The sequence below is a fragment of the Pseudomonas sp. WC1 genome (assembly GCF_050586565.1).
Lineage (GTDB): Bacteria > Pseudomonadota > Gammaproteobacteria > Pseudomonadales > Pseudomonadaceae > Aquipseudomonas.
This window is the reverse complement of record NZ_JBOBDQ010000003.1, coordinates 106,994-130,568: the sequence shown is the minus strand read 5'-3', so window position 1 is coordinate 130,568 and position 23,575 is coordinate 106,994. Positions and strand designations below refer to the sequence as shown.

Sequence of the window (23,575 nt, the reverse complement as noted above, 5' to 3'; positions counted from 1 at the left end):
AGATCTTTGTGTCTGCTGTTTGGGGCTGCTGCGCAGCCCTTTCGCTGCGGTTCGTCGCCACGACAAGCCAGCTCCCACAGGGGCCGGGTGGGAGCTGGCTTGCCAGCGAAAGGGCCGCAAAGCGGCCCCAACGATCACCGATCCAGCGCTTGCTGCAGCGCCACCCCCGCCCCCAGCAACCCGGAAAACTCCGCCGTCACCAGCCATACCGGCACCCCGGCGAAGTAGCCGCTCATGCAGCCCTTGTCGGCGAAGCTCGCGGCAAAGCCGCTGCGCAGGAACAATTCGGCGAAACGGGGAATCACGCCACCGACAATGTAGACGCCACCCCGCGCCCCGAGGGTGAGCACATTGTTGCCCGCCACCCGGCCGAGGAACCGGCAGAACTGCTCGACCACCGCCAGCGCCCGTGGCTCGTTGGCCAGCGCCGCGTCGGTGATCTGCGCCGGGGTCTTGTGCGTCGGCGCAGCACCATCGAGCGCACAGATGGCCTGGTACAGGCGCACCAGCCCACCGCCACTGAGCACGGTCTCGGCACTGACATGGCCGATCTGCCGATGGATTTCCTGATGAATCGCCGCTTCGCGGGCATTGCCCACCGGCAGGTCGACATGCCCGCCCTCCCCCGGCAGTGCCAGCCAGTGCTCACCGTGGCGCAGCAAGCTGCCCACGCCGAGGCCGGTACCGGGGCCGATCACCAGCGCCGGGCGCGATGGATCGGCGAGGCCTGCGCAGACTTCACGAAATTCGCCTGCGCGCAGGCGAGTCATGCCCAGCGCCATCGCGGAAAAGTCGTTGATCAGCAGCAGGCGGTCGACCTGCAGCGTCTGGCAGAACGCGCTGCGGCTCAGGCGCCAGTGGTTGTTGGTAAAGCGGAATTCGTCGCCGTCCACGGGGCCTGCCACCGCCAGGCACACCGCCGCCAGGCCGCCACGGGCGATGCTCTGGTCGGCCAGATAGGCCTCGATGGCCTGTTCAGGGCTGGTGTAGTCGGCGGTGGCCAGCACCTGCACCGCCTGCAGTTCATTGTCGCGCCACACGGCAAAACGCGCGTTGGTGCCACCGATGTCGCCGACCAGCAAGGCCTTCATTCGAGGTTCTCCAGGGCCGAGGTGAAGGCGCTCGCGCCTTGCTCGGCGGAACTGAACGCCACACGCATGAAGCCGAACAGCTCACGCCCGCACCCCAGGTCGTTGCCCTTGGGTGGCGCAGGCAGTTCACGGTCGGCCAGTTCCTCGGCCGAGACCATGATCCGCAGCGTGCCTTCGGCACCATCGACGCGCACGATATCACCATCGCGCACCCGCGCCAGCGGGCCACCATCAAAAGCCTCCGGGCAGACGTGGATAGCCGCCGGGATCTTGCCCGAGGCACCGGACATGCGCCCGTCAGTGACCAGCGCCACCTTGAAGCCGCGATCCTGCAGCACGCCGAGGAACGGCGTCAGCTTGTGCAACTCGGGCATGCCGTTGCAGCGCGGCCCCTGGAAGCGCACCACGGCGACGAAGTCCCGCTCCAGCTCGCCGGCCTTGAATGCATCGGCCAGAGACTGCTGGTCGTGGAACACCCGGGCAGGCGCCTCGACCACCCGGTGCTCGGGCGCCACGGCGGAAACCTTCATCACGCCACGGCCAAGGTTGCCTTCCATCACCCGCAAACCGCCCTCGGCGGAGAACGGCCGCGCCACCGGGCGCAGGATGCTTTCGTCGAGACTGTCCTTCGGCCCCTCGCGCCAGACCAGGCGGCCATCCTCCAGGAACGGCTCCTGGGTGTAGCGGCGCAGGCCATGCCCGGCCACGGTATTGACGTCCTCGTGCAGCAGGCCCGCGTCGAGCAGCTCGCGAATGAGGAAGGCCATGCCGCCGGAGGCCTGGAAGTGGTTGATGTCGGCCTTGCCGTTGGGATAGACGTGGGACAGCGTCGGCACCACATCGGACAGGTCGGCCATGTCCTGCCAGGTCAGCTGGATGCCGGCGGCCTGGGCGATGGCCGGGATATGCAGGGTGTGGTTGGTCGAGCCGCCGGTGGCGTGCAGGGCGACGATCGAGTTGACCAGCGCCTTTTCGTCGACGATCTGGCCAATGGGCATGAAGCTGCCACTGGCCTTGGTCATGCGCGTGACCTGGCGCGCGGCCTCGGCTGTGAGGGCATCGCGCAGCGGCGTGTAGGGGTTGACGAACGAAGCGCCCGGCAGGTGCAGGCCCATGACCTCCATCACCAGCTGGTTGGTGTTGGCGGTGCCGTAGAAAGTGCAGGTGCCGGGGCCGTGGTAGCTCTTCATTTCCGATTCGAGCAGTTGCTCGCGGGTGGCCTTGCCCTCGGCGTAGCGCTGGCGCACATCGGCCTTTTCCTTGTTGGAAATGCCCGAGACCATCGGCCCGCCCGGCACGAAGATCGTCGGCAGGTGGCCGAAACGCAAGGCGCCCATCATCAGCCCGGGGACGATCTTGTCGCAGATGCCCAGCATCAGCGCGGCATCGAACATGTTGTGCGACAGGGCGATGGCGGTGGACATGGCGATCACTTCACGGCTGGCGATGGCCAGCTCCATGCCCGGCTCGCCCTGGGTGACGCCGTCGCACATTGCCGGCACGCCGCCGGCGAACTGGCCGACCGAACCGACTTCGCGCAGCGCCTGTTTGATCTGTTCGGGGAAGTGCTGGTACGGCTGGTGCGCCGAGAGCATGTCGTTGTAGGCCGAGACAATGGCCACGTTGGCCGCGTTCATCAGCCGCAGGGTCTGCTTGTCGTCCCCACCGCAGCCGGCCACGCCATGGGCGAAGTTGGCGCACTGCAACTGGGCGCGCATGGGTCCGTCACTGGCCGCCCCACGGATCAGCTCAAGGTAGCGTTCACGGGTACGGCGGCTGCGGGCGATCAGCCGTTCGGTGACCTCAAGGATGCGCGAATGCATGTACTGGACTCCAGGCTAACTGTGGGGCGGCTTTACTGGGGCATTTTCCCTCCAAACGATTGCGACCTAGTCTCTAGGAAAAGGCGCATGGACCGCTCGACAGGGGGATAACCCAACCACTCGTTGTATGTTTAAACAAAATACTGCCAGCAAAAAGGCTTGTTTTCTATCTCTCGGTGAATAATCTTGTAATTCCAACAACAAAACCGTTTCAGTGAAGCTGTCCTTTGTGCCACAGGCTTCACCCGACTGCCAGAGGTAATACCATGACCCTACGCATCGCCATCAACGGATTCGGCCGCATCGGACGCAACGTCCTGCGCGCACTGTACACGCAGGGCTACCGCCAGGACCTGCAGGTCGTCGCCATCAACGACCTGGGCGACAGCGCGATGAACGCCCACCTGCTCAAGTACGACAGCGTCCACGGCACCTTTGACGCCACTGTCGAGGCCGACCACGAAAGCCTCACCGTCAATGGCGACCGCATCGCCGTCAGCGCCATCCGCAACCCTGCCGAGCTGCCCTGGAAGACCTTGGCCATCGATGTGGTGTTCGAATGCACCGGGCTGTTCACCGAACGTGCCAAGGCCGCCGCGCACCTGAGCGCCGGGGCCGGCAAGGTGATTGTCAGCGCCCCGGCCAAGGGTGTCGACGCCACCGTGGTCTACGGGGTCAACCACGATGTGCTGCGCGCCTCGCACCAGATCATCTCCAACGCCTCGTGCACCACCAACTGCCTGGCACCGATCGCCCAGGTGCTGCACCGCGAGTTCGGCATCGAGCAAGGCCTGATGACCACCATCCACGCCTACACCAACGACCAGGTGCTCACCGACGTCTACCATAGCGACCCGTACCGCGCCCGCTCGGCCACCCAGTCGATGATCCCGAGCAAGACTGGCGCCGCCGAGGCCGTCGGCCTGGTACTGCCGGAACTGGCCGGCAAGCTCACCGGCATGGCCGTACGAGTGCCGGTGATCAACGTGTCGCTGGTCGACCTCACCGTCAACCTGCAGCGCGAAACCAGCGCCGAGGAAGTCAACCAGCTGTTCCTCGAGGCCAGCCGTCATTCCCGGGTGCTGGGCTATAACGCCCTGCCGTTGGTGTCGTGCGACTTCAACCACAACCCACTGTCGTCGATCTTCGACGCCAACCACACCCGTGCCAATGGGCGGATGCTCAAGGTACTGGCCTGGTACGACAATGAGTGGGGTTTCTCCAACCGCATGCTGGATAACTGCCTGGCGTTGTTCAACGCACGCTGAGGCAGGGAACACGCCCAGGCGGCATTCGACTTGTGTGGGAGCGGGCCCCCTGCTCCCACAAGCTTTACTCTTTCATGACATTTCCATGCTTGACCTTGGCTAGTGATGATAAGCATTATCATTAACCCCAAAGCGCCCAGGTTCCCCCGTGAGTCAGTCCCGGTTCAACTCAGTGTTCCTCACTCAGCGTCTCACTCTGCTGCGCACGCTGCAGCGCATGGTGGGCAACCCCAGCACCGCCGAGGACCTGCTGCAGGAAACCTACCTGCGGGTCACCCGCGCCCTGGGCGAGCGCCCGATCGAGCACCTGGAACCTTTCGTGTTCCAGACCGCCCGCAACCTTGCCCTGGACCACCTGCGCACGCGCCGGGTGCAGGCGCGCACGCTGGTGGACGACGTGCCCGAGCAAGTCCTGCATAACGTCGCGGCGCCTGCCGCGAGCAGCGAGGACGCCGCCCACGCCGAGCAACTGCTCAAGCACCTGAGCGTCAGCCTCGGCCAGTTGAGCGAACGCCAGCAACGCATCTTCATCCTCAGCCGCCTGCACGGCGCCAGCTACCTGGAAATCGCCGAGCAGTTGAGCGTCTCGGCCAGCACCGTGCAGAAGGAGCTGAAACTGATCATGGCCATCTGCATGGGCGTGGCCGATCGTCACCAGTGACGCGACCGCTCGCCGCGGGTCAGCGCAAAGCCCTTGCCATGGGCAAGGTCTGCACTGATCATGCGCAAAAAATGCCCGATGCAAGGATCCCCCGTGACCGACCACCCCACCCCTCGCCCGTCACCCGCCGAGCCTGATGCCCGCGCCCGTGCCCGCGAAGAGGCGCTGGACTGGTTGATCCGCCTGCAATGCGCCAGCGAAGACGACACCCGCGCGTTCGAGCACTGGCTGGGCGCCGAGCCGGAAAACGCCGAGGCCTATGTCGAGGCCGAAGCGCTGTGGAACGGCGCCTCGCTGCGCCAGGCCGCCGGCCAGTTGCAGCACAGGCGCAAGCGCTCGCTTGCCGGGCGCCTGCGCAGCCACTGGAAACCGCTGGCTACCGCCGCGGTGCTGCTGGTCGGGTTGTTCACTTTCGGCAACCTGCCGGTGCGCCTGCAGGCCGACCACCTGACCGTGGTCGGCGAGCGCCAGCGCCTGGAGCTGGACCACGGCGCCAAGGTGCTGCTCAACACCAATTCGGCCTTTGCCAGCGACGAACGCGATGGCCGCAAGGTTGCCCGCCTGTTGCAGGGCGAGGCGTATTTCCAGGTGTCCAACGCCAGCCAGCCGCCGCTTGAAGTCCAGGCCGGCCCACTGCGCGCCAGCGTGCGCGACACCGATTTCGCCGTGCGCTACCTCGATGGCGAAGCCCAGGTGCGGGTGCAGCGCGGCGACGTCGACCTGCAGGCCGCGAGCGACCAGCGCATCCGCCTGAGTGCCGGTGACAGCATCAGCGTCGGCCCCACGGGCTTCGGTCAGCGCCAGCGCCCCGACATGAGCAAGGACCTGGCCTGGATCGAAGGCCGCCTGGTGTTCGAGAACTGCCCGCTGAGCCAGGTGCTCGCCGAGGTCCGCCGCTACTACCCGGGATGGATCATCAACCGCAACGCGCACCTGGAGCAGGTCGCGGTCACCGGCAACTACCGCCTCGACCAGCCGCTGGAAACGCTACGTGCCCTGGCCCATATCACCTCGGCGCAACTGCATGAGTACCCTGCCGTGGTAATCCTCAACTGACCTTGTATTTTTTTTACGCGATCCCCCTGCCTCGCCCGTCTCGTTATAGCCAATACGATTGATTCTCGTTCGAAAACGAGAACAAACACTGTCTATGACTTACGCGCGACAGGGAGCGCTTTCGATGCCCACAGGTCAAACCCGCCCGTCCTCTTCTTCCCGCCGCCGCGGGCAATTGTCCCTGTTGACCTTGGCCCTGCTCGCCAGCGGCGCCTGCAGCCTGCCCGCGCTGGCCGTGGAACCGGCCCAGGCGAGCAGCCCGCGCATGGGCGACTACCGCTTCGCCATCGCCCAGCAACCGCTGGTCGAGGCCATCAATGCCTTCAGCCAGGTCACCGGCTGGCAGGTCGGCTTCAGCGCCGAGCTGGCCGACGGCGTGGCCTCGCCGGGCGTACAGGGCTCGCTGGCCCCGGAAGCGGCGCTGCAGCGCCTGCTGCGCGGCACCGGCCTGGGCTACCGCAAGATCGGCAACGGCAACGTGGTGCTCGAACGCCAGGCCGCCGGCAACGCCATCGCCCTGCAGCAGGTGACCGTCAGCGCCACCCGTAGCGCCCAGGACGTCAGCCAGGTGCCGAGCACCGTCAGCGTGCAGACCCGCGAGCAACTGGACCGGCAGAACGTCAACGACATCAAGGAACTGGTGCGCTATGAGCCGGGTGTTTCCGTCGGTGGCGTCGGCCAGCGCAGCGGCCTGAATGGCTACAACATTCGCGGCATCGACGGTGAACGCATCTTGACCCAGGTCGACGGCGTGTCGATCCCCGACAGTTTCTTCTATGGCCCCTACGCCCAGACCCAACGCAACTATGTCGACCCGGAAATCGTCAAGCGCGTCGAGATCCTCCGCGGCCCAGCCTCGGTGCTGTATGGCAGCAATGCCATCGGTGGCGCGGTGAGTTACTACACCCTCGATCCCGAGGACATCATCAAGCCGGGCAAGGATGTCGGCGCGCGTCTGAAGACCGGCTACAGCTCTGCTGACGAAAGCTGGCTGACCTCGGCCACCGTCGCCGGTCGCCAGGGCGACTTCGATGGCCTGCTGCACCTGAGCCAACGCAACGGTCATGAAACTGAATCGTATGGCGAACACGGCGGCACCGGCCTGAACCGCAGCAAGGCCAACCCGGAGGACGTACGCACCACCAACGTCCTGGCCAAGCTTGGCTGGAACTACGCCGACGATGCCCGCTTCGGCTTCACCTACGAGCACTACAAGGACGACCGCGACCAGAACATCCTGAGCGCTGTCGGAGGCCCCTTCATTCCGGGCCGCGGCGCCTCGAACATGTATCGGATGCGCCAGGGCGACGACACCGTTACCCGCGAGCGCTTCGGCATCAACCATGAATTCGGCCTCGAAAGCCTGGTCGCCGACCACGTGAAATGGAGCCTGAACTACCAGATCGCCAAGACCGACCAACGCACCGATGAGCTTTATTTCGCCAGTGGCCGCCAGGTGCTCCGCGATCGCCAGACCACCTACAAGGACCGCCAGTGGGTATTCGACGCCCAGCTGGACAAGGCTTTCAGCCTCGGTGCCACCGACCACCTGCTGACCTACGGCACGACGCTCAAGCATGAAAAGATCACCGGTTCACGCAGCGGTACCGGCACCTGCCTCAACGTCGGCGGCAGCTGTACGGCGATCGGCCAGAACAGCCCCGGCGACGGCCAGGTAAGGGTCAGCGACTTCCCCGACCCGACGGTCAACACCTACAGCCTGTTCGCCCAGGACGAAATCCGCTGGAACAACTGGACCTTCCTGCCGGGCGCGCGGTACGACTACACCCGCATGGAACCGAAGATGACCAGCGAGTTCCTGCGCGGGGTCCAGGGCAACGGTGCGGCGCCGGGGGCCATCGACGACGCTGACAAGAAGTGGCACCGCGTATCGCCGAAGTTCGGCGTGACCTATGCCTTCGACGACCACTACACCTGGTACGGTCAGTACGCCGAGGGCTTCCGTACCCCGACCGCCAAGGCCATGTTCGGCCGCTTCGACAACCCGACCCTGGGCTACAGCGTCCAACCCAACCCGGACCTCGAGCCAGAGAAGAGCAAAAGCTACGAAACCGGCCTGCGCGGCAACTTCGAGGCCGGCAACTTCGATGTCGCGGTGTTCTACAACAAGTACCGCGACTTCATCAACGAAGACGCCGTGCAGTCGGCCAACCTGGGTTCGACCTTCCAGGCCAACAACATCAAGCACGCAACCATCAAGGGCGCGGAGTTCAAGGGCCGCCTGAACCTCGACCTCTTCGGCGCTGCCCAGGGCCTGTACACCCAAGGCTCGCTGGCCTATGCCCGCGGTCGCAACGACGACAACGGTCAGCCACTGAACAGCGTCAACCCGCTGACTGCGGTCCTCGGCCTGGGCTACGAGCAACAGAACTACGGGGGCCTGCTGAGCTGGACCCTGGTCAAGCGCAAGGACCGCGTCGACGACTCCACCTTCTTCGCCCCCGATGGCGCCAGCAAGCAGTTCCGCACCCCTGGTTACGGCGTGCTGGACCTGACCGGCTACTACAAGGTGACGGACGACATCACCGTCAACGCAGGCCTCTACAACCTGACTGACAAGAAGTACTGGCAGTGGGATGACGTACGTGGCTACGACGCGCTTGGCGAAGCGGGAGTGACCCAGCCGGCCAATCTCGACCGCCTGACCATGCCGGGCCGCAACTTCGCCATCAACCTGGTGTGGGACATCTGACGGGGCGAGATCGCCATCGCCGGGCAAGCCCATTCCCCCAGGTCGTCTGTGGGAACGGACTTGCCCGGCACTGTGTCGAGCCCTGTGCGAATGATTTCACTTCGCAGGTGAGGTTTTTTTACTGTCCCGCGTCTTCTCCTTCGTCTTGTCACTAGACAGCCCCATTTTCCAAGGATGCCCCCATGACCGCCCCTTCCACCGAACGCGCCAACCTGCGCTCCCAGCGCCTGAACCAGGTCACCCACGCCCCGCACACCGAGCTGGACGCCCTGGTCAAGTCGCACAAGCCGTTCGACAGCCGCGAGAGCTTCGCCCGCTTCGTGGTCGCCCAGTACCTGTTCCAGTCCGAGCTGCAGGCGCTGTACTCCGACCCGCAACTGATCGCCATCGTGCCGGATCTGGCCGAGCGCTGCCGCGCCGAGCAGGCCCGCCTGGACCTGGCCGACCTCGACACCGAAGTGCCCGCGCCCTTCGCCGGCGCCCTGGGCAAGCCAAGCCTGGGCGAAGCCCTGGGCTGGATCTTCGTCTCCGAAGGCTCCAAACTGGGCGCCGCGTTCCTGATCAAGCGCGCCGTGGCCCTGGAACTGTCCGAAACCTTCGGCGCCCGTCACCTGGGCGAACCGGCGGGTGGTCGCGCCGAAGGCTGGAAACAGTTCACCCGCATTCTCGACAGCCTGGACCTGTCGCCCGAGGAAGACGCCGCCGCCGAACGTGGCGCGGTAGCCGCCTTCGAACGCTTCACCGAGCTGCTCAAGCATGCCTATGCCGCCGACGCGGCGCTGGCCTGACACGCTTTACCCGGCCGCCCGCGGGCGGCCGCACCGTTGCAGTGAGACCATGACCCGAATCGCCCGCTCCAAAGTATCCCGCCTGCTCTACGCGATCCTGGCCTACGTCAGCCTGGGGATTGGCCTGGTGGCCATCGTCATTCCCGGGCTGCCCACCACCGAGTTCGTCCTCCTCGCCGCCTGGGCCGCCACCCGCAGCTCGCCGCGCCTGTCCGCCTGGCTGGAGAACCACCGGCTGTTCGGCCCGATCCTTTTCAACTGGCGCAACGGCAAGGTGATCCAGCGCCGCGCCAAGGTCAGCGCCACCCTCAGCATGCTGCTGTGCGCGAGCCTCATGCTGATCGTCCTGGAGCACCACTGGCCCGTGTTCCTCGCCATCGGCGGCATGGCGCTGGGCAACCTGTGGATCTGGTCGCGCCCGGAACGGCCTATTCCTCAAGGCAGCGTCGAACTGCAAAATTGATTCAATCGCGCCCGACATGAGCCGTCAGAGGCTAAGCAACCCCGAATACAGCGCATACGCCGCCAGCCCGGCGCCCACCAGCACCGCCGCGAAAATCAGCTTCTCCCATGTGGTGAACAGCACCTGCCCCTGCTCACGCTTGGCCCGGGCGAACAGGACCACCCCAGGCGCGTAGAGCAACGCCGACAGCAGGATGTACTTGAGCCCACCGGCATACAGCAACCACACCGCATACAACAGCGCGATCACTGCGACCAGCATGTCCTTGCGCCGCAGCCCCGCCTGCCCCTGGTAGCTCTCGCCACGCACGGTCAGCAACACCGCATAGGCTGCCGACCAGAAGTAAGGCACCAGGATCATCGACGACGCCAGGTAGATCAGGCTGGTATAGGTCCCGGCCGAGAACAGGGTGATCAGCAGGAAGCCCTGGATCATCACATTGGTCAGCCACAGTGCGTTGGCCGGCACATGGTTGGCGTTTTCCCGCGCCAGGAACCGCGGCATGGTCTTGTCGCGGGCGGTGGCGAAGAGGATCTCGGCACACAGCAGCGCCCACGACAGCAACGCCCCGATCAGCGACACCGCCAGGCCGATGCTGATCAGCAAGGCGCCCCAGGGCCCGACGATATGCTCCAGCACCGAGGCCAAAGAGGGGTTCTGCAAGCCGGCCAGCTCCGGCTGGGTCATCACCCCCAACGACAACACGTTGACCAGCACCAGCAGCGCCAGCACACCGAGAAAACCGATCACCGTGGCCTTGCCCACGTCCGAACGGTGCAGCGCTCGCCCCGAATAGACACTCGCCCCCTCGATGCCGATGAACACGAACACTGTGACCAGCATCATGTTGCGTACCTGCTCCAGCACACTGCCAAACTGCGGGTTGCTCAGCCCCCAGATGTCGCGGGTGAAGATATCGGCGCGAAAGGCGAACGCGGCGATGACGATGAACATCAGCAATGGCACCACCTTGGCCACGGTGGTCACCTGGTTGATGAACGCCGCCTCCTTGATGCCGCGCAGCACCAGGAAGTGCACCGCCCACAGCAGCAACGAGGCGCAGCCGATGGCCACAGGCGTGTTGCCCTGGCCGAACACCGGGAAGTAGAAGCCAAGGGTACTGAACAGCAGCACGAAATAGCCGACATTGCCCAGCCAGGCGCTGATCCAGTAGCCCCAGGCCGAGGAAAAGCCCATGTAGTCGCCGAAACCAGCCTTGGCGTAGGCATACACCCCCGAGTCCAGCTCCGGCTTGCGGTTGGCCAGGGTCTGGAACACGAAGGCCAGCGCCAGCATGCCCACTGCGGTGATGCCCCAGCCGATCAGCACCGCCCCGACATCGGCGCGTGCCGCCATGTTCTGCGGCAACGAAAAGATCCCCCCGCCGATCATCGAACCGACCACCAGTGCGATCAGCGCGCCAAGGCGCAGCTTCTGTCCCGGTTCGCTCATGGGGCTCCTCGTGCGCGGGTGCGCGTAAACGTATTTGGCAACATGAATGTTACAAGTTTCTTATTGAATCGAGCCATTAAAGCTATAGCACTCATAACCGGACTGTCTATAGCCCGCGACCGATAAAAGTGGCAGTTGCGAACTATCTCAACCCTCACCTAAATGCGTCGCTATTTACTGTGAAAAATTTGCGAAACCCCCAAAAGAGACTAACTTCATGGTTCGCAGGCAGAACGGGGCGTTTGCTCCAGAAGGACATGGAGGTGCCAGCGCACAAGGCCTGCAACGAAGCTGTCGGCATCCTCCAGGAGACGCATGAGGGAATTTTCTTACCTTCATGCTGGCATGAACTGATCTAAGTCAGCGAATGATCCAGGCGTCAGATTTATTCTGAGGTCAACTTTCTCCTGGTACGGAGTCGATAAATGTCTGATTCTCCCGGAAAACTAAAACTGGGTGCGCTTGTTGCACTAGTAGTGGGTTCGATGATCGGTGGCGGGATCTTCTCGTTACCGCAAAACATGGCCGCCAGCGCCGGTGTCGGCGCCGTGCTGATCGGCTGGGCCATCACCGCGGTGGGCATGCTCACCCTCGCCTTCGTGTTCCAGACCCTGGCCAACCGCAAACCCGACCTAGACGGCGGTGTGTACGCCTACGCCAAGGCCGGTTTCGGTGACTACATGGGCTTTTCCTCGGCCTGGGGCTACTGGATCAGCGCCTGGCTGGGCAACGTCGGCTACTTCGTGCTGCTGTTCAGCACCCTGGGCTATTTCTTCCCAATCTTCGGCGAGGGCAACACCCCGGCGGCAGTGATCGGCGCCTCGGTCCTGCTGTGGGCCGTGCACTTCCTGGTGCTGCGCGGCATCAAGGAAGCCGCGTTCATCAACCTGGTCACCACCGTGGCCAAGGTCGTGCCGCTGGCCCTGTTCGCCCTGATCTGCCTGTTCGCCTTCAAGCTCGATGTGTTCACCGCGGATATCTGGGCCGTGGGCACACCGGAGCTGGGCAGCGTGATGAACCAGGTGCGCAACATGATGCTGGTCACGGTGTGGGTGTTCATCGGCATCGAGGGCGCGAGCATCTTCTCGTCCCGTGCGGAAAAACGCTCCGACGTCGGCAAGGCCACGGTCATCGGCTTCGTCACCGTGCTGCTGTTCCTGGTGCTGGTCAACGTGCTGTCGCTGGGCGTGATGACCCAACCCGAGTTGGCCAAGCTGCAGAACCCGTCGATGGCCGCCGTGCTTGAACATGTGGTGGGCCACTGGGGCGCGGTGCTGATCAGCGTCGGCCTGATCATCTCGCTGCTCGGCGCCCTGCTGTCGTGGGTGCTGCTGTGCGCCGAGATCATGTTCGCCGCCGCCAAGGACCACACCATGCCGGAGTTCCTGCGCCGCGAGAACGCCAACCATGTACCGGCCAACGCCCTGTGGCTGACCAACGCCATGGTGCAGATCTTCCTGGTCATCACCCTGTTCTCCAACAGCACCTACCTGTCGCTGATCTACCTCGCCACCTCGATGATCCTGGTGCCTTACCTGTGGTCGGCGGCCTATGCCTTCCTGCTCGCCTGGCGCAACGAAACCTACGAACAGGCCCTGGCCGAACGCAAGAAAGACCTGATCATCGGCGGCATCGCCCTGCTCTACGCGATCTGGCTGCTGTACGCCGGTGGCGTCAAGTACCTGCTGCTCTCGGCGCTGCTCTATGCCCCTGGCGCGATCCTGTTCGCCAAGGCCAAACGCGAGGTCGGCCAGCCAATCTTCACCAGCGTGGAAAAACTGATCTTCGCCGCCGTGGTCGCGGGCGCCCTGGTGGCTGCCTACGGCTTGTATGACGGCTTCCTGACGCTCTGAACCCATGTCTTCGCATTACAGGAGGATTCACCATGTCCACTGAGAAACAGAAATACGGCGTACATTCCGAAGCCGGCAAGCTGCGCAAAGTGATGGTCTGCAGCCCGGGCCTGGCGCACCAACGGCTGACCCCAAGCAATTGCGACGAGCTGCTGTTCGACGACGTCATCTGGGTCAACCAGGCCAAGCGCGACCATTTCGACTTCGTCACCAAGATGCGTGAACGCGGCATCGAGGTCCTGGAAATGCACAACCTGCTGACCGAGACCGTGCAGAACCCCGAAGCGCTGAAATGGATCCTCGACCGCAAAATCACCGACGACACTGTTGGCATCGGCCTGAAGAACGAAGTGCGCAGCTGGCTCGAAGGGCTTGAGCCACGCAAGCTGGCCGAGTATCTGATCGGCGGCGTGGCAGGCGAAGACCTGCCCGACAGCGAAGGCGCGAGCGTGATCAAGATGTACCGCGACTACCTCGGCCACTCCAGTTTCCTGCTCGATCCGCTGCCCAATACCCAGTTCACGCGTGACACCACTTGCTGGATCTATGGTGGCGTCACCCTCAACCCGATGTACTGGCCGGCGCGACGCCAGGAAACGCTGCTGACCAGCGCCATCTACAAGTTCCACCCAGAGTTCACCCATGCCGACTTCGAAGTCTGGTACGGCGACCCGGACAAGGACCATGGCAAGGCCACCCTTGAAGGTGGCGATGTGATGCCGATCGGCAACGGTGTCGTGCTGATCGGCATGGGTGAGCGCAGCTCGCGCCAGGCAATCGGCCAACTGGCGCAATCGCTGTTCGCCAAGGGCGCGGTGGAGAAGGTGGTGGTCGCCGGACTGCCGAAATCCCGCGCCGCCATGCACCTGGACACCGTGTTCAGCTTCTGCGACCGCGACCTGGTCACCGTCTTCCCCGAAGTGGTCAAGGAAATCGTGCCGTTCGTGATTCGTCCGGATAGCAGCAAGCCTTACGGCATGGACGTGCGCCGCGAGAACAAATCGTTCATCGAAGTGGTGGCCGAATCGCTCAACCTCAAGAAACTGCGCGTGGTCGAGACCGGCGGCAACAGCTTCGCCGCCGAGCGCGAACAATGGGATGACGGCAACAACGTGGTGGCCGTGGAGCCCGGCGTGGTCATCGGCTATGACCGCAACACCTACACCAACACCCTGCTGCGCAAGGCCGGGGTCGAAGTCATCACCATCAGCGCCGGCGAACTGGGCCGGGGCCGCGGCGGCGGTCACTGCATGACCTGCCCGATCGTGCGCGACCCTATCGACTACTAAACGTCCATCACCCCGGCCGTGCTCACCCAGCGGCGGCCGGGGGATTACCGAACTCAAGGAGAATCATCATGGCGTTCAACATCCACAACCGTAACCTGCTCAGCCTCGAACACCACACCACCCGCGAGCTGCGTTACCTGCTGGACCTGTCCCGCGACCTCAAGCGCGCCAAGTACACCGGCACCGAGCAGCAGCACCTGAAGGGCAACAACATCGCCCTGATCTTCGAGAAGACCTCGACCCGCACCCGTTGCGCCTTCGAAGTCGCCGCCTACGACCAGGGCGCCAACGTCACCTACATCGACCCCAACTCCTCGCAGATCGGCCACAAGGAGAGCATGAAGGACACCGCCCGCGTGCTCGGGCGCATGTACGACGCCATCGAGTATCGCGGCTTCAAGCAGGAGATCGTCGAGGAACTGGCCAAGTTCGCCGGCGTGCCGGTATTCAACGGCCTGACCGACGAGTATCACCCGACCCAGATGATCGCCGACGTGCTGACCATGCGCGAAAACAGCGACAAGCCACTGCACGACATCAGCTACGCCTACCTGGGCGATGCCCGCAACAACATGGGCAACTCGCTGCTGCTGATCGGCGCCAAGCTCGGCATGGACGTGCGCATCGCCGCGCCCAAGGCGCTGTGGCCGCATGACGACCTGGTCGAGCGTTGCAAAAAGTACGCAGAAGAAAGCGGCGCGCGCATCACCCTGACCGAAGACCCGAAAGCTGCGGTCAAGGGCGTCGACTTTGTCCACACCGACGTCTGGGTATCGATGGGTGAGCCGGTCGAGGCCTGGGGCGAGCGTATCCAGCAACTGCTGCCCTACCAGGTGAACAAGGAGCTGATGAAGTCCACCGGCAACCCGCGCACCAAGTTCATGCACTGCCTGCCGGCGTTCCACAACTCCGACACCAAGGTCGGCAAGCAGATCGCCGAACAGTACCCGCACCTGGCCAACGGCATCGAAGTGACCGATGACGTGTTCGAGTCGCCGGCGTGCATCGCCTTCGAGCAGGCGGAAAACCGCATGCATACGATCAAGGCGATCCTGGTGTCGACCCTGGCTGATCTGTAACCCCCGACCAAGGGCTTTTGTGGGAGCGGCGGTGCGCCGCTCCCACGGGTCCGCCCCATAGTCTTTCTGAAGGACATTCCCCATGCGTATCGTTGTTGCATTGGGCGGCAACGCCCTGCTGCGCCGCGGCGAACCGATGACCGCCGACAACCAGCGCGCCAATATCCGCACCGCCACCGAACAGATCGCCAAGATCCATCCCGGCAACGAACTGGTCATTGCCCACGGCAACGGGCCGCAGGTCGGCCTGCTGTCGTTGCAGGGGCTGTCGTACAAGCCAGATGAAGCCTATCCGCTGGACGTGCTTGGCGCTGAAACCGAAGGCATGATCGGCTACATGATCGAACAGGAACTGGGCAACCTGCTGGACTTCGAGGTGCCGTTCGCCACGCTGCTCACCCAGGTTGAAGTGGACGCCAACGACCCGGCGTTCAAGGACCCGACCAAGTTCATCGGCCCCGTGTACGCCAAGGACGAGGCCGAGCGCCTGGCCAAGGACAAAGGCTGGGTGGTCAAGCCAGACGGCGACAAGTACCGCCGGGTGGTGGCCAGTCCGAAACCCAAGCGCATCTTCGAGATCCGCCCGATCAAGTGGCTGCTGGAAAAAAGCAGCATCGTGATTTGCGCCGGCGGCGGCGGCATCCCCACCATGTACGACGAAAACCGCAAGCTCAAGGGCATCGAGGCGGTGATAGACAAGGACCTGTGCTCGGCGCTGCTGGCCGAACAGCTGGAAGCCGACCTGCTGATCATCGCCACCGACGTCGATGCGGCGTACATCGATTTCGGCAAGCCGACCCAGAAGGCCATCGCCCAGGCGCACCCCGACGAGCTCGAGAAGCTGGGCTTTGCCGCCGGCTCCATGGGGCCGAAGGTGCAGGCCGCCTGCGATTTCGCCCGGCATACCGGCAAGGTCGCGGTCATCAGCTCGCTGGAGAACATCGAGGACATCGTCAAAGGCACCGCCGGTACCCGCGTTTCCACCGCCAAGCCGGGAATCAGCTACCGTTGAACGCAGTTGGCCGGTGCCTGGCACCGGCCGTTTTCAACCTTCCGGAGGACCTCGCCATGGCCCAGTATCAACCCGGTCACGTGCATATCGAGCGCACCGCGCTGAACACCAACGACCACAGCTACGACCTGTGCATCGACTACGAGGCCGTGTCGGATCCCAGCGAAGGCCGCGGCATCCAGTTCCGCATGCATGGCCACATCGAGGGCAAGGCCGTCGATGAGAAGTTCTTCCTGGCCAAGGACCAGGTGCTGCCGAGCTTTCTGATGCAGTTGAGCCGCAAGGCCCAGTCGTACCTGCCAGCGCCGAAGAAGTTCGAGAGTCTCGGTTCGCCGCACAAGCTCTACGACTACATGTTCGAAGACATTCGCCAGAAGCTCGATGTGAAATCAGGCGATTCGATCAAGCCTGAGCATCTGGGCTGAGTCCAATCGCGGGGCTTCGTGGCAGCGGGCTTGCCCCGCGATTGGGTTTAGCGCCCTTCCCAAGGCATACTGGCGCACTCGCTTGGCCACTGCCCCGATCTCCCCATGCGCATCCACGTCAGCTTCATCGACCGCGTCGGCATCACCCAGGAAGTCCTGGCCCTGCTCGGCGCCCGCAACCTCAACCTTGATGCCGTGGAGATGGTCCCGCCGAACGTCTACATCGACGCCCCGACCCTGAGCCCCGCCGTGCTCGAAGAGCTGCACGACGCGTTGTTCGAGGTACGCGGCGTGCAATCGGTGGAAGTGGTCGACATCCTCCCCGGCCAACGCCGGCACCTGCAACTCGACGCCCTGCTCGCCGCCATGAGCGACCCGGTGCTGGCGGTGGACAGTGCCGGCAAGGTGCTGCTGGCCAACCCGGCGCTGATCGCCCTGTGCGGACGTGAGTCCGCCGGGCGTTCGGTGGGCGAGCTGTTCGGCGACCCCGACCTGCTCCAGGCCCTGCTGGACAACAATTTCCACCTGCCCATGCGCGAAATGCAGTTGAACGGCCAGAGCCTGCTGCTCGACGCCACACCGATCACCCATGCCGGCGGCCTGCTGACGCTGTACCCACCGAACCGCATGGGCGAGCGCCTGTCGGCCCTGCACCACGACCACGCCGAAGGCTTCGACGCCATGCTCGGCGACTCCCCGACGATTCGCACCCTCAAGGCCCGCGCCCTGCGCGTGGCGGCCCTCGACGCGCCGCTGCTGGTCAATGGCGAAACCGGCACCGGCAAAGAGCTGGTGGCGCGCGCCTGCCACGCCATCAGCAGCCGCCATGCCGCGCCGTTCCTCGCCCTCAACTGTGCGGCACTGCCCGAGAGCCTGGCCGAGAGCGAGCTGTTCGGCTACGCCCCGGGCGCCTTCACCGGCGCGCAGCGCGGCGGCAAGCCTGGGCTGATGGAGCTGGCCAACCAGGGCACGGTGTTCCTCGACGAGATCGGCGAGATGTCGCCGTACCTGCAGGCCAAACTGCTGCGTTTCCTCAGCGACGGCAGCTTCCGCCGCGTCGGCGGCGACCGCGAGGTGAAGGTGGATGTGCGCATCATCAGCGCCACCCACCGCGACCTCGAGCGCATGGTCGCCGAGGGCACCTTCCGTGAAGACCTGTTCTACCGCCTCAACGTGCTCAACCTGCAGGTGCCGCCACTGCGCGAGCGCGGCCAGGACATCCTGTCGCTGGCGCAATTTTTCATGCAGCAGGCCTGCACCCAGATCCAGCGCCCGCCCTGCCGGCTCGCACCCGCTACACACCCGGCATTACTGGCCAACCCTTGGCCTGGCAACGTGCGCCAGTTGCAGAACGTGATCTTCCGCGCCGCGGCCATCTGTGAAAGCAATGTGGTGGATATCGGCGATCTGGACATCGCCGGCACCTCGGTCGCGCGGGGGCAGGATGGCGAGGTAGCGAGCCTGGAACAGGCAGTGGGGGATTTCGAGCGGGAGTTGCTGCAACGCCTGTATGCCAGCTATCCCTCGACGCGGCAGTTGGCGGGGCGCTTGCAAACCTCGCATACCGCGATAGCCCAGCGCTTGCGCAAGTACGGTATTCCAAACAAGGCCTGATGCCGCTTCGCCGGACCAGTCTTGCCCCCGGAAGCAGGCCGTATTGAAATCATTACATCGTACCGAATTCGCTACACATCCATCTGGGTGCCTGTGCACAAGGGTTTGATCCCACAACGCTTTTGAATCACCCTCCTCCTGTATCGATTTCATTCCACAAAAATGACAAATCGATTGCATTCATAAACTAACTATCTGATTTATAAGTCTTTTTAAGACTGGCCGCATTATTGCTAAGGGAATTCCAACCTTAAGAGCGCGGAACCTACCGCGCCCAACGCCCCTGCTTCCCGAGGAATTCCCATGAGCGAGTTGCGTTTCACCGAAGATCACGAATGGCTGCGCGTCGAAGCCGATGGCAGCGTCACAGTGGGCATCACCGCCTACGCCCAGAACGCCTTGGGTGATGTGGTCTATGTGCAACTGCCGGAGCTGCAGCAGTACGACAAGGGCGCCGAAGCCTCCACCGTGGAGTCGGTCAAGGCCGCCAGCGGCGTATACATGCCACTGACCGGTGAAGTGGTCGCGGTCAACGAAGGCCTCAACGATAGCCCCGAGCTGGTCAACGAAGACCCGCTGGGCGAAGGCTGGTTCTTCCGCTTCAAGCCTGCCGACATGGCTGAAGTCGGAGCCCTGCTCGACCAGAATGCCTACGACCGCCTGCTCAAAGCCAACGACGACGCCTGAGGAATCGCCATGACCATCAACCTCGGCACCGCCAACGAATTCATCGCCCGCCACATCGGCCCACGCGCCGCTGACGAGCAGGCCATGCTCACGACCCTGGGCTTCGACTCGCTGGAAGCCATGACCGCCGCGGTCATCCCCGACAGCATCAAGGGCACCAGCGTGCTCGGCAGCCACGACGGGCAGAGCGAGGCCGATGCCCTAGCCGCATTGAAAGCCATCGCCGGCAAGAACCAGCTGTTCAAGAGCTACATCGGCCAGGGGTACTACAACACCCACACCCCGGCACCGATCCTGCGCAACCTGCTGGAGAACCCGGCCTGGTACACCGCCTACACCCCGTACCAGCCGGAGATTTCCCAAGGCCGCCTGGAAGCGCTGCTGAACTTCCAGACCCTGATCAGCGACCTCACCGGCCTGCCGATCGCCAACGCCTCCCTGCTCGACGAGGCCACCGCCGCCGCGGAAGCCATGACCTTCTGCAAGCGCCTGTCGAAGAACAAGGCCAGCCATGCCTTCTTCGCCTCCGTGCACTGCCACCCGCAGACCCTCGACGTGCTGCGCACCCGCGCAGAACCCCTGGGCATCGAAGTGGTGGTGGGCGACGAGCGCGAACTGGGCGACGTCAGCGCCTTCTTTGGCGCCCTGCTGCAGTACCCGGCCAGCAACGGTGACGTGTTCGACTACCGCGAGGTGGTGCAGCGCTTGCACGGCGCAGGCGCCCTGGTGGCCGTGGCCGCCGACCTGCTGGCCCTGACCCTGCTCACCCCGCCGGGCGAGTTCGACGCCGACGTGGCCATCGGCAGCGCCCAGCGCTTCGGCGTGCCGCTGGGCTTCGGTGGCCCGCACGCGGCCTACTTCGCCACCCGCGACGCCTTCAAGCGCGACATGCCGGGCCGTCTGGTCGGGGTATCGATCGACCGCTTCGGCAAGCCGGCCCTGCGCCTGGCCATGCAGACCCGCGAGCAGCACATCCGCCGCGAGAAGGCCACCAGCAACATCTGCACCGCCCAAGTGCTGCTGGCCAACATCGCCAGCATGTACGCCGTGTACCACGGCCCTTCCGGCCTCAAGCGCATTGCCGAGCGCACCCATGCGCTGACCGCGATCCTCGCTACCGGCCTGACCAAGCTGGGCATCAAGGTCGTCACCGGTGATTTCTTCGACACCCTGACCCTGGCCACCGGTGACAGCACCGGCGCGCTGCACGACAAGGCCCGCGCCCAGGGCATCAACCTGCGCCAGGTCGACGCCGCCCAGCTGGGCCTGTCGCTGGACGAAACCAGCACCCAAGCCGATGTCGAGGCCCTGTGGCAGCTGTTTGCCAACGGCCAGGCCAGCCCTGACTTCACCGCCCTGGCCAACACCGTCGCCGTGCGCCTGCCGGCCGGCCTGCTGCGCCAGTCGGCGATCCTCGAGCACCCGGTGTTCAACCGCTACCACAGCGAAACCGAGCTGATGCGCTACCTGCGCCGCCTGGCCGACAAGGACCTGGCCCTGGATCGCAGCATGATCCCGCTCGGCTCGTGCACCATGAAGCTCAACGCCGCCAGCGAGATGATCCCGGTGACCTGGGCCGAGTTCGGCAACCTGCACCCGTTCGCCCCGGCCGCGCAAAGCCAGGGCTACCTGCAGATGACCAGCGAGCTGGAAGCCATGCTCTGCGCCGCCACCGGCTATGACGCCGTGTCGCTGCAGCCCAACGCCGGTTCCCAAGGCGAGTACGCAGGCCTCCTGGCGATCCGCGCCTACCACCGCAGCCGTGGCGACAGCCACCGCGACATCTGCCTGATCCCGTCCTCGGCCCACGGCACCAACCCGGCCACCGCGCACATGGCCGGCATGCGCGTGGTGGTGACCGCCTGCGACGCACGCGGCAACGTCGATATCGACGACCTGCGCGCCAAGGCCATCGAACACCGCGAACGCCTGGCAGCGATCATGATCACCTACCCGTCGACCCACGGCGTGTTCGAGGAAGCCATCGGCGAGATCTGCGCGATCATCCACGACAACGGCGGCCAGGTGTACATCGACGGCGCCAACATGAACGCCATGGTCGGCCTGTGCGCCCCCGGCAAGTTCGGCGGCGACGTCTCGCACCTGAACCTGCACAAGACCTTCTGCATCCCCCACGGCGGTGGCGGCCCGGGCGTCGGCCCGATCGGCGTCAAGGCGCACCTGGCGCCGTTCCTGCCGGGCCATGCCCAGCTGGAAAACACTCAGGGCGCGGTATGCGCCGCACCGTTCGGCAGCGCCAGCATCCTGCCGATCACCTGGATGTACATTCGCATGATGGGTGGCGCGGGCCTCAAGCGCGCCTCGCAGATGGCGATTCTCAACGCCAACTACATCGCCCGTCGCCTGGAAGAGCACTATCCTGTGCTGTACACCGGCGGCAACGGCCTGGTGGCGCACGAGTGCATCCTCGACCTGCGTCCGCTCAAGGACACCAGCGGCATCAGTGTCGACGACGTCGCCAAGCGCCTGATCGACTTCGGCTTCCACGCCCCGACCATGTCCTTCCCGGTGGCCGGCACGCTGATGATCGAACCGACCGAAAGCGAGTCGAAAGAGGAACTGGATCGCTTCTGCAACGCCATGATCCAGATCCGTGAAGAGATTCGCGCGGTCGAGAACGGCAGCCTGGACAAGGACGACAACCCGCTGAAGAACGCCCCGCACACCGCGGCGGAACTGGCCGGCGAATGGGCCCACGGCTACAGCCGTGAGCAGGCGGTGTACCCACTGCCGAGCCTGGTGGAAGGCAAGTACTGGCCACCAGTCGGCCGCGTCGACAACGTGTTCGGCGACCGCAACCTGGTCTGCGCCTGCCCGTCGATCGAGAGCTATCAGGACGTCTGATCGGGTGGGGCCGCTGCGCGCCCCAATGGGCTTACTGGCCATCATCAGGAGGAAGCAGCATGTCTTTGAGCGTCTTCGACCTGTTCAAGATCGGCATCGGCCCCTCCAGCTCGCACACGGTCGGCCCGATGCGTGCCGCCGCGCGCTTCGCCGAAGGCTTGCGTCGTGATGGCCTGCTGGCCAGCACGGCCACGGTCAAGGTCGAGCTGTATGGCTCGCTCGGTGCCACCGGCAAGGGCCACGGCAGCGACAAGGCCGTGCTGCTTGGCCTGGAAGGCGAGCATCCGGACACCGTCGATACCGAAGCCATCCCCGCACGCCTGCAAGCCATTCGTGAAAGCGGTCGGCTCAGCCTGCTCGGTGAACACGACATCGCCTTCGTCGAAAAGCAGCACCTGGCGATGATCCGCAAACCGCTGGCCTACCACCCCAACGGCATGATCTTCCGCGCCTTCGATGCCGCCGGCCTGCAGATCCGCAGCCGCGAGTACTACTCGGTGGGCGGTGGCTTCGTGGTCGACGAGGATGCGGCGGGCCATGACCGCATCGTCGAGGACAGCACCGTACTGCCCTACCCTTTCAAGACCGGCAAGGAATTGCTCGGCCACTGCACCGCGCAGCACCTGCCGTTCAGCCAGGTGATGCTGGCCAACGAGGCCGCCTGGCGCCCCGAAGCCGAGACCCGTGCCGGCTTGCTGCACATCTGGCAGGTGATGCAGGACTGTGTGGAGGCCGGTTGCCGGCACGAAGGCATCCTGCCTGGCGGGCTGAAGGTCAAGCGCCGGGCTCCGGCGTTGTACCGCCAGCTCAGCCGGCATCCGGAAGCCAGCCTGCGTGATGCGCTGTCGGTGCTCGACTGGGTCAACCTGTACGCCCTGGCGGTGAACGAGGAAAACGCCTACGGCGGTCGCGTGGTCACGGCACCGACCAATGGCGCGGCCGGCATTGTCCCCGCGGTGCTGCACTACTACATGCGCTTCGTGCCCGGCGCCAACGAGGACGGGGTGGTGCGCTTCCTGCTCACTGCCGCGGCGATCGGCATTCTCTACAAGGAGAACGCGTCGATCTCCGGGGCCGAGGTGGGCTGCCAGGGCGAGGTCGGCGTGGCCTGCTCCATGGCCGCAGGCGCCTTGTGCGAAGTGATGGGCGGTACCCCGCAGCAAGTGGAGAACGCCGCCGAGATCGGCATGGAACACAACCTGGGCTTGACCTGCGACCCCATTGGCGGGCTGGTCCAGGTGCCCTGCATCGAGCGCAACGCCATGGGCTCGGTGAAAGCGATCAACGCGGTGCGCATGGCCCTGCGCGGCGACGGGCAGCACTACGTTTCCCTCGACAAGGTCATCCGCACCATGCGCCAGACCGGCGCCGACATGAAAAGCAAATACAAAGAGACCGCCCGCGGCGGTCTGGCCGTCAACATCATCGAATGTTGA

At 64.7% G+C, this 23,575-nt stretch carries 18 protein-coding genes; 15 read left to right on the top strand and 3 right to left on the bottom strand.

Annotation, left to right across the window (positions count from 1 at the left end):
- Nucleotides 1–134: 134 nt before the first annotated feature.
- Together ACQ4OD_RS02235 and edd are read right to left on the bottom strand one after the other, a co-directional pair.
- Nucleotides 135–1,091: a glucokinase gene (locus tag ACQ4OD_RS02235; RefSeq protein ID WP_430943816.1), complete on the bottom strand. Its 957-nt coding sequence runs from the start codon at nucleotides 1,089–1,091 to the stop codon at nucleotides 135–137.
- Nucleotides 1,088–2,914 carry a phosphogluconate dehydratase gene (edd, locus tag ACQ4OD_RS02230; protein WP_139669070.1) on the bottom strand — a complete coding sequence of 609 codons (1,827 nt, stop codon included), beginning with the start codon at nucleotides 2,912–2,914 and terminating at the stop codon, nucleotides 1,088–1,090. The genes ACQ4OD_RS02235 and edd overlap by 4 nt, the downstream gene beginning before the upstream one ends.
- A 266-nt stretch (nucleotides 2,915–3,180) precedes the next feature.
- Here edd and gap point away from each other — a divergent pair, with 266 nt between their 5' ends.
- From gap to ACQ4OD_RS02200, 6 genes are all read left to right on the top strand, one after another.
- Nucleotides 3,181–4,182, top strand: coding sequence for a type I glyceraldehyde-3-phosphate dehydrogenase (gap, locus tag ACQ4OD_RS02225; RefSeq protein ID WP_038706743.1), 1,002 nt, complete (start codon nucleotides 3,181–3,183; stop codon nucleotides 4,180–4,182).
- 148 nt (nucleotides 4,183–4,330) lie between these two features.
- Nucleotides 4,331–4,843: an RNA polymerase sigma factor gene (locus ACQ4OD_RS02220; RefSeq protein WP_023632569.1), complete on the top strand. Its 513-nt coding sequence runs from the start codon at nucleotides 4,331–4,333 to the stop codon at nucleotides 4,841–4,843.
- A gap of 93 nt (nucleotides 4,844–4,936) precedes the next feature.
- A complete protein-coding gene (locus ACQ4OD_RS02215) occupies nucleotides 4,937–5,899 on the top strand; it encodes a FecR family protein (protein ID WP_110699855.1) in 963 nt (320 codons plus the stop codon).
- Between the two features lie 124 nt (nucleotides 5,900–6,023).
- Nucleotides 6,024–8,612 (top strand): TonB-dependent receptor, encoded by a 2,589-nt coding sequence (locus tag ACQ4OD_RS02210; RefSeq protein ID WP_430943815.1) that lies wholly within the window; start codon nucleotides 6,024–6,026, stop codon nucleotides 8,610–8,612.
- A 182-nt stretch (nucleotides 8,613–8,794) separates the two neighbouring features.
- Complete coding sequence (locus tag ACQ4OD_RS02205; protein WP_430943814.1) at nucleotides 8,795–9,400, top strand: biliverdin-producing heme oxygenase; 606 nt, start codon at nucleotides 8,795–8,797, stop codon at nucleotides 9,398–9,400.
- 49 nt (nucleotides 9,401–9,449) lie between these two features.
- The gene (locus tag ACQ4OD_RS02200; RefSeq protein WP_139669060.1) at nucleotides 9,450–9,863 is read left to right on the top strand and encodes a YbaN family protein; all 414 of its coding nucleotides are present in this window, start codon (nucleotides 9,450–9,452) and stop codon (nucleotides 9,861–9,863) included.
- A gap of 24 nt (nucleotides 9,864–9,887) precedes the next feature.
- Here ACQ4OD_RS02200 and arcD (ACQ4OD_RS02195) read toward each other — a convergent pair whose 3' ends face one another.
- The gene (gene arcD / locus ACQ4OD_RS02195) at nucleotides 9,888–11,315 is read right to left on the bottom strand and encodes an arginine-ornithine antiporter (RefSeq protein ID WP_139669058.1); all 1,428 of its coding nucleotides are present in this window, start codon (nucleotides 11,313–11,315) and stop codon (nucleotides 9,888–9,890) included.
- A 425-nt stretch (nucleotides 11,316–11,740) separates the two neighbouring features.
- Here arcD (ACQ4OD_RS02195) and arcD (ACQ4OD_RS02190) point away from each other — a divergent pair, with 425 nt between their 5' ends.
- The 9 genes from arcD (ACQ4OD_RS02190) (at nucleotide 11,741) to ACQ4OD_RS02150 (ending at nucleotide 23,575) form a co-directional block, all read left to right on the top strand.
- Entirely contained in the window at nucleotides 11,741–13,168 is a 1,428-nt protein-coding gene (gene arcD / locus ACQ4OD_RS02190) for an arginine-ornithine antiporter (RefSeq protein WP_102682957.1), read from the top strand.
- 32 nt (nucleotides 13,169–13,200) lie between these two features.
- The gene (gene arcA, locus ACQ4OD_RS02185; protein ID WP_139669056.1) at nucleotides 13,201–14,457 is read left to right on the top strand and encodes an arginine deiminase; all 1,257 of its coding nucleotides are present in this window, start codon (nucleotides 13,201–13,203) and stop codon (nucleotides 14,455–14,457) included.
- 68 nt (nucleotides 14,458–14,525) lie between these two features.
- Nucleotides 14,526–15,536, top strand: coding sequence for an ornithine carbamoyltransferase (locus tag ACQ4OD_RS02180; protein ID WP_046854307.1), 1,011 nt, complete (start codon nucleotides 14,526–14,528; stop codon nucleotides 15,534–15,536).
- A gap of 82 nt (nucleotides 15,537–15,618) precedes the next feature.
- Nucleotides 15,619–16,548 carry a carbamate kinase gene (gene arcC / locus ACQ4OD_RS02175; RefSeq protein ID WP_102682959.1) on the top strand — a complete coding sequence of 310 codons (930 nt, stop codon included), beginning with the start codon at nucleotides 15,619–15,621 and terminating at the stop codon, nucleotides 16,546–16,548.
- A gap of 56 nt (nucleotides 16,549–16,604) precedes the next feature.
- Nucleotides 16,605–16,973: a DUF5064 family protein gene (locus tag ACQ4OD_RS02170; RefSeq protein ID WP_031315061.1), complete on the top strand. Its 369-nt coding sequence runs from the start codon at nucleotides 16,605–16,607 to the stop codon at nucleotides 16,971–16,973.
- A 105-nt stretch (nucleotides 16,974–17,078) separates the two neighbouring features.
- A complete protein-coding gene (locus tag ACQ4OD_RS02165; protein ID WP_258599948.1) occupies nucleotides 17,079–18,587 on the top strand; it encodes a sigma-54-dependent transcriptional regulator in 1,509 nt (502 codons plus the stop codon).
- A 303-nt stretch (nucleotides 18,588–18,890) separates the two neighbouring features.
- On the top strand, nucleotides 18,891–19,274 hold the full coding sequence (gene gcvH, locus ACQ4OD_RS02160; RefSeq protein WP_277501844.1) for a glycine cleavage system protein GcvH: 384 nt from the start codon (nucleotides 18,891–18,893) through the stop codon (nucleotides 19,272–19,274).
- 9 nt (nucleotides 19,275–19,283) lie between these two features.
- Nucleotides 19,284–22,139 carry an aminomethyl-transferring glycine dehydrogenase gene (gcvP, locus tag ACQ4OD_RS02155; protein WP_430943813.1) on the top strand — a complete coding sequence of 952 codons (2,856 nt, stop codon included), beginning with the start codon at nucleotides 19,284–19,286 and terminating at the stop codon, nucleotides 22,137–22,139.
- 59 nt (nucleotides 22,140–22,198) lie between these two features.
- The gene (locus ACQ4OD_RS02150) at nucleotides 22,199–23,575 is read left to right on the top strand and encodes an L-serine ammonia-lyase (protein ID WP_430943812.1); all 1,377 of its coding nucleotides are present in this window, start codon (nucleotides 22,199–22,201) and stop codon (nucleotides 23,573–23,575) included.

What these genes read in the sequence shown, in the direction of transcription:
- ACQ4OD_RS02235 (WP_430943816.1), bottom strand. Translation starts at nt 1,091, where the DNA reads ATGAAGGCCTTGCTGGTCGGCGACATCGGTGGCACCAACGCGCGTTTT.
- edd (WP_139669070.1), bottom strand. Translation starts at nt 2,914, where the DNA reads ATGCATTCGCGCATCCTTGAGGTCACCGAACGGCTGATCGCCCGCAGC.
- gap (WP_038706743.1), top strand. Translation starts at nt 3,181, where the DNA reads ATGACCCTACGCATCGCCATCAACGGATTCGGCCGCATCGGACGCAAC.
- ACQ4OD_RS02210 (WP_430943815.1), top strand. Translation starts at nt 6,024, where the DNA reads ATGCCCACAGGTCAAACCCGCCCGTCCTCTTCTTCCCGCCGCCGCGGG.
- ACQ4OD_RS02205 (WP_430943814.1), top strand. Translation starts at nt 8,795, where the DNA reads ATGACCGCCCCTTCCACCGAACGCGCCAACCTGCGCTCCCAGCGCCTG.
- ACQ4OD_RS02200 (WP_139669060.1), top strand. Translation starts at nt 9,450, where the DNA reads ATGACCCGAATCGCCCGCTCCAAAGTATCCCGCCTGCTCTACGCGATC.
- arcD (WP_139669058.1), bottom strand. Translation starts at nt 11,315, where the DNA reads ATGAGCGAACCGGGACAGAAGCTGCGCCTTGGCGCGCTGATCGCACTG.
- arcD (WP_102682957.1), top strand. Translation starts at nt 11,741, where the DNA reads ATGTCTGATTCTCCCGGAAAACTAAAACTGGGTGCGCTTGTTGCACTA.
- arcA (WP_139669056.1), top strand. Translation starts at nt 13,201, where the DNA reads ATGTCCACTGAGAAACAGAAATACGGCGTACATTCCGAAGCCGGCAAG.
- ACQ4OD_RS02180 (WP_046854307.1), top strand. Translation starts at nt 14,526, where the DNA reads ATGGCGTTCAACATCCACAACCGTAACCTGCTCAGCCTCGAACACCAC.
- arcC (WP_102682959.1), top strand. Translation starts at nt 15,619, where the DNA reads ATGCGTATCGTTGTTGCATTGGGCGGCAACGCCCTGCTGCGCCGCGGC.
- ACQ4OD_RS02170 (WP_031315061.1), top strand. Translation starts at nt 16,605, where the DNA reads ATGGCCCAGTATCAACCCGGTCACGTGCATATCGAGCGCACCGCGCTG.
- ACQ4OD_RS02165 (WP_258599948.1), top strand. Translation starts at nt 17,079, where the DNA reads ATGCGCATCCACGTCAGCTTCATCGACCGCGTCGGCATCACCCAGGAA.
- gcvH (WP_277501844.1), top strand. Translation starts at nt 18,891, where the DNA reads ATGAGCGAGTTGCGTTTCACCGAAGATCACGAATGGCTGCGCGTCGAA.
- gcvP (WP_430943813.1), top strand. Translation starts at nt 19,284, where the DNA reads ATGACCATCAACCTCGGCACCGCCAACGAATTCATCGCCCGCCACATC.
- ACQ4OD_RS02150 (WP_430943812.1), top strand. Translation starts at nt 22,199, where the DNA reads ATGTCTTTGAGCGTCTTCGACCTGTTCAAGATCGGCATCGGCCCCTCC.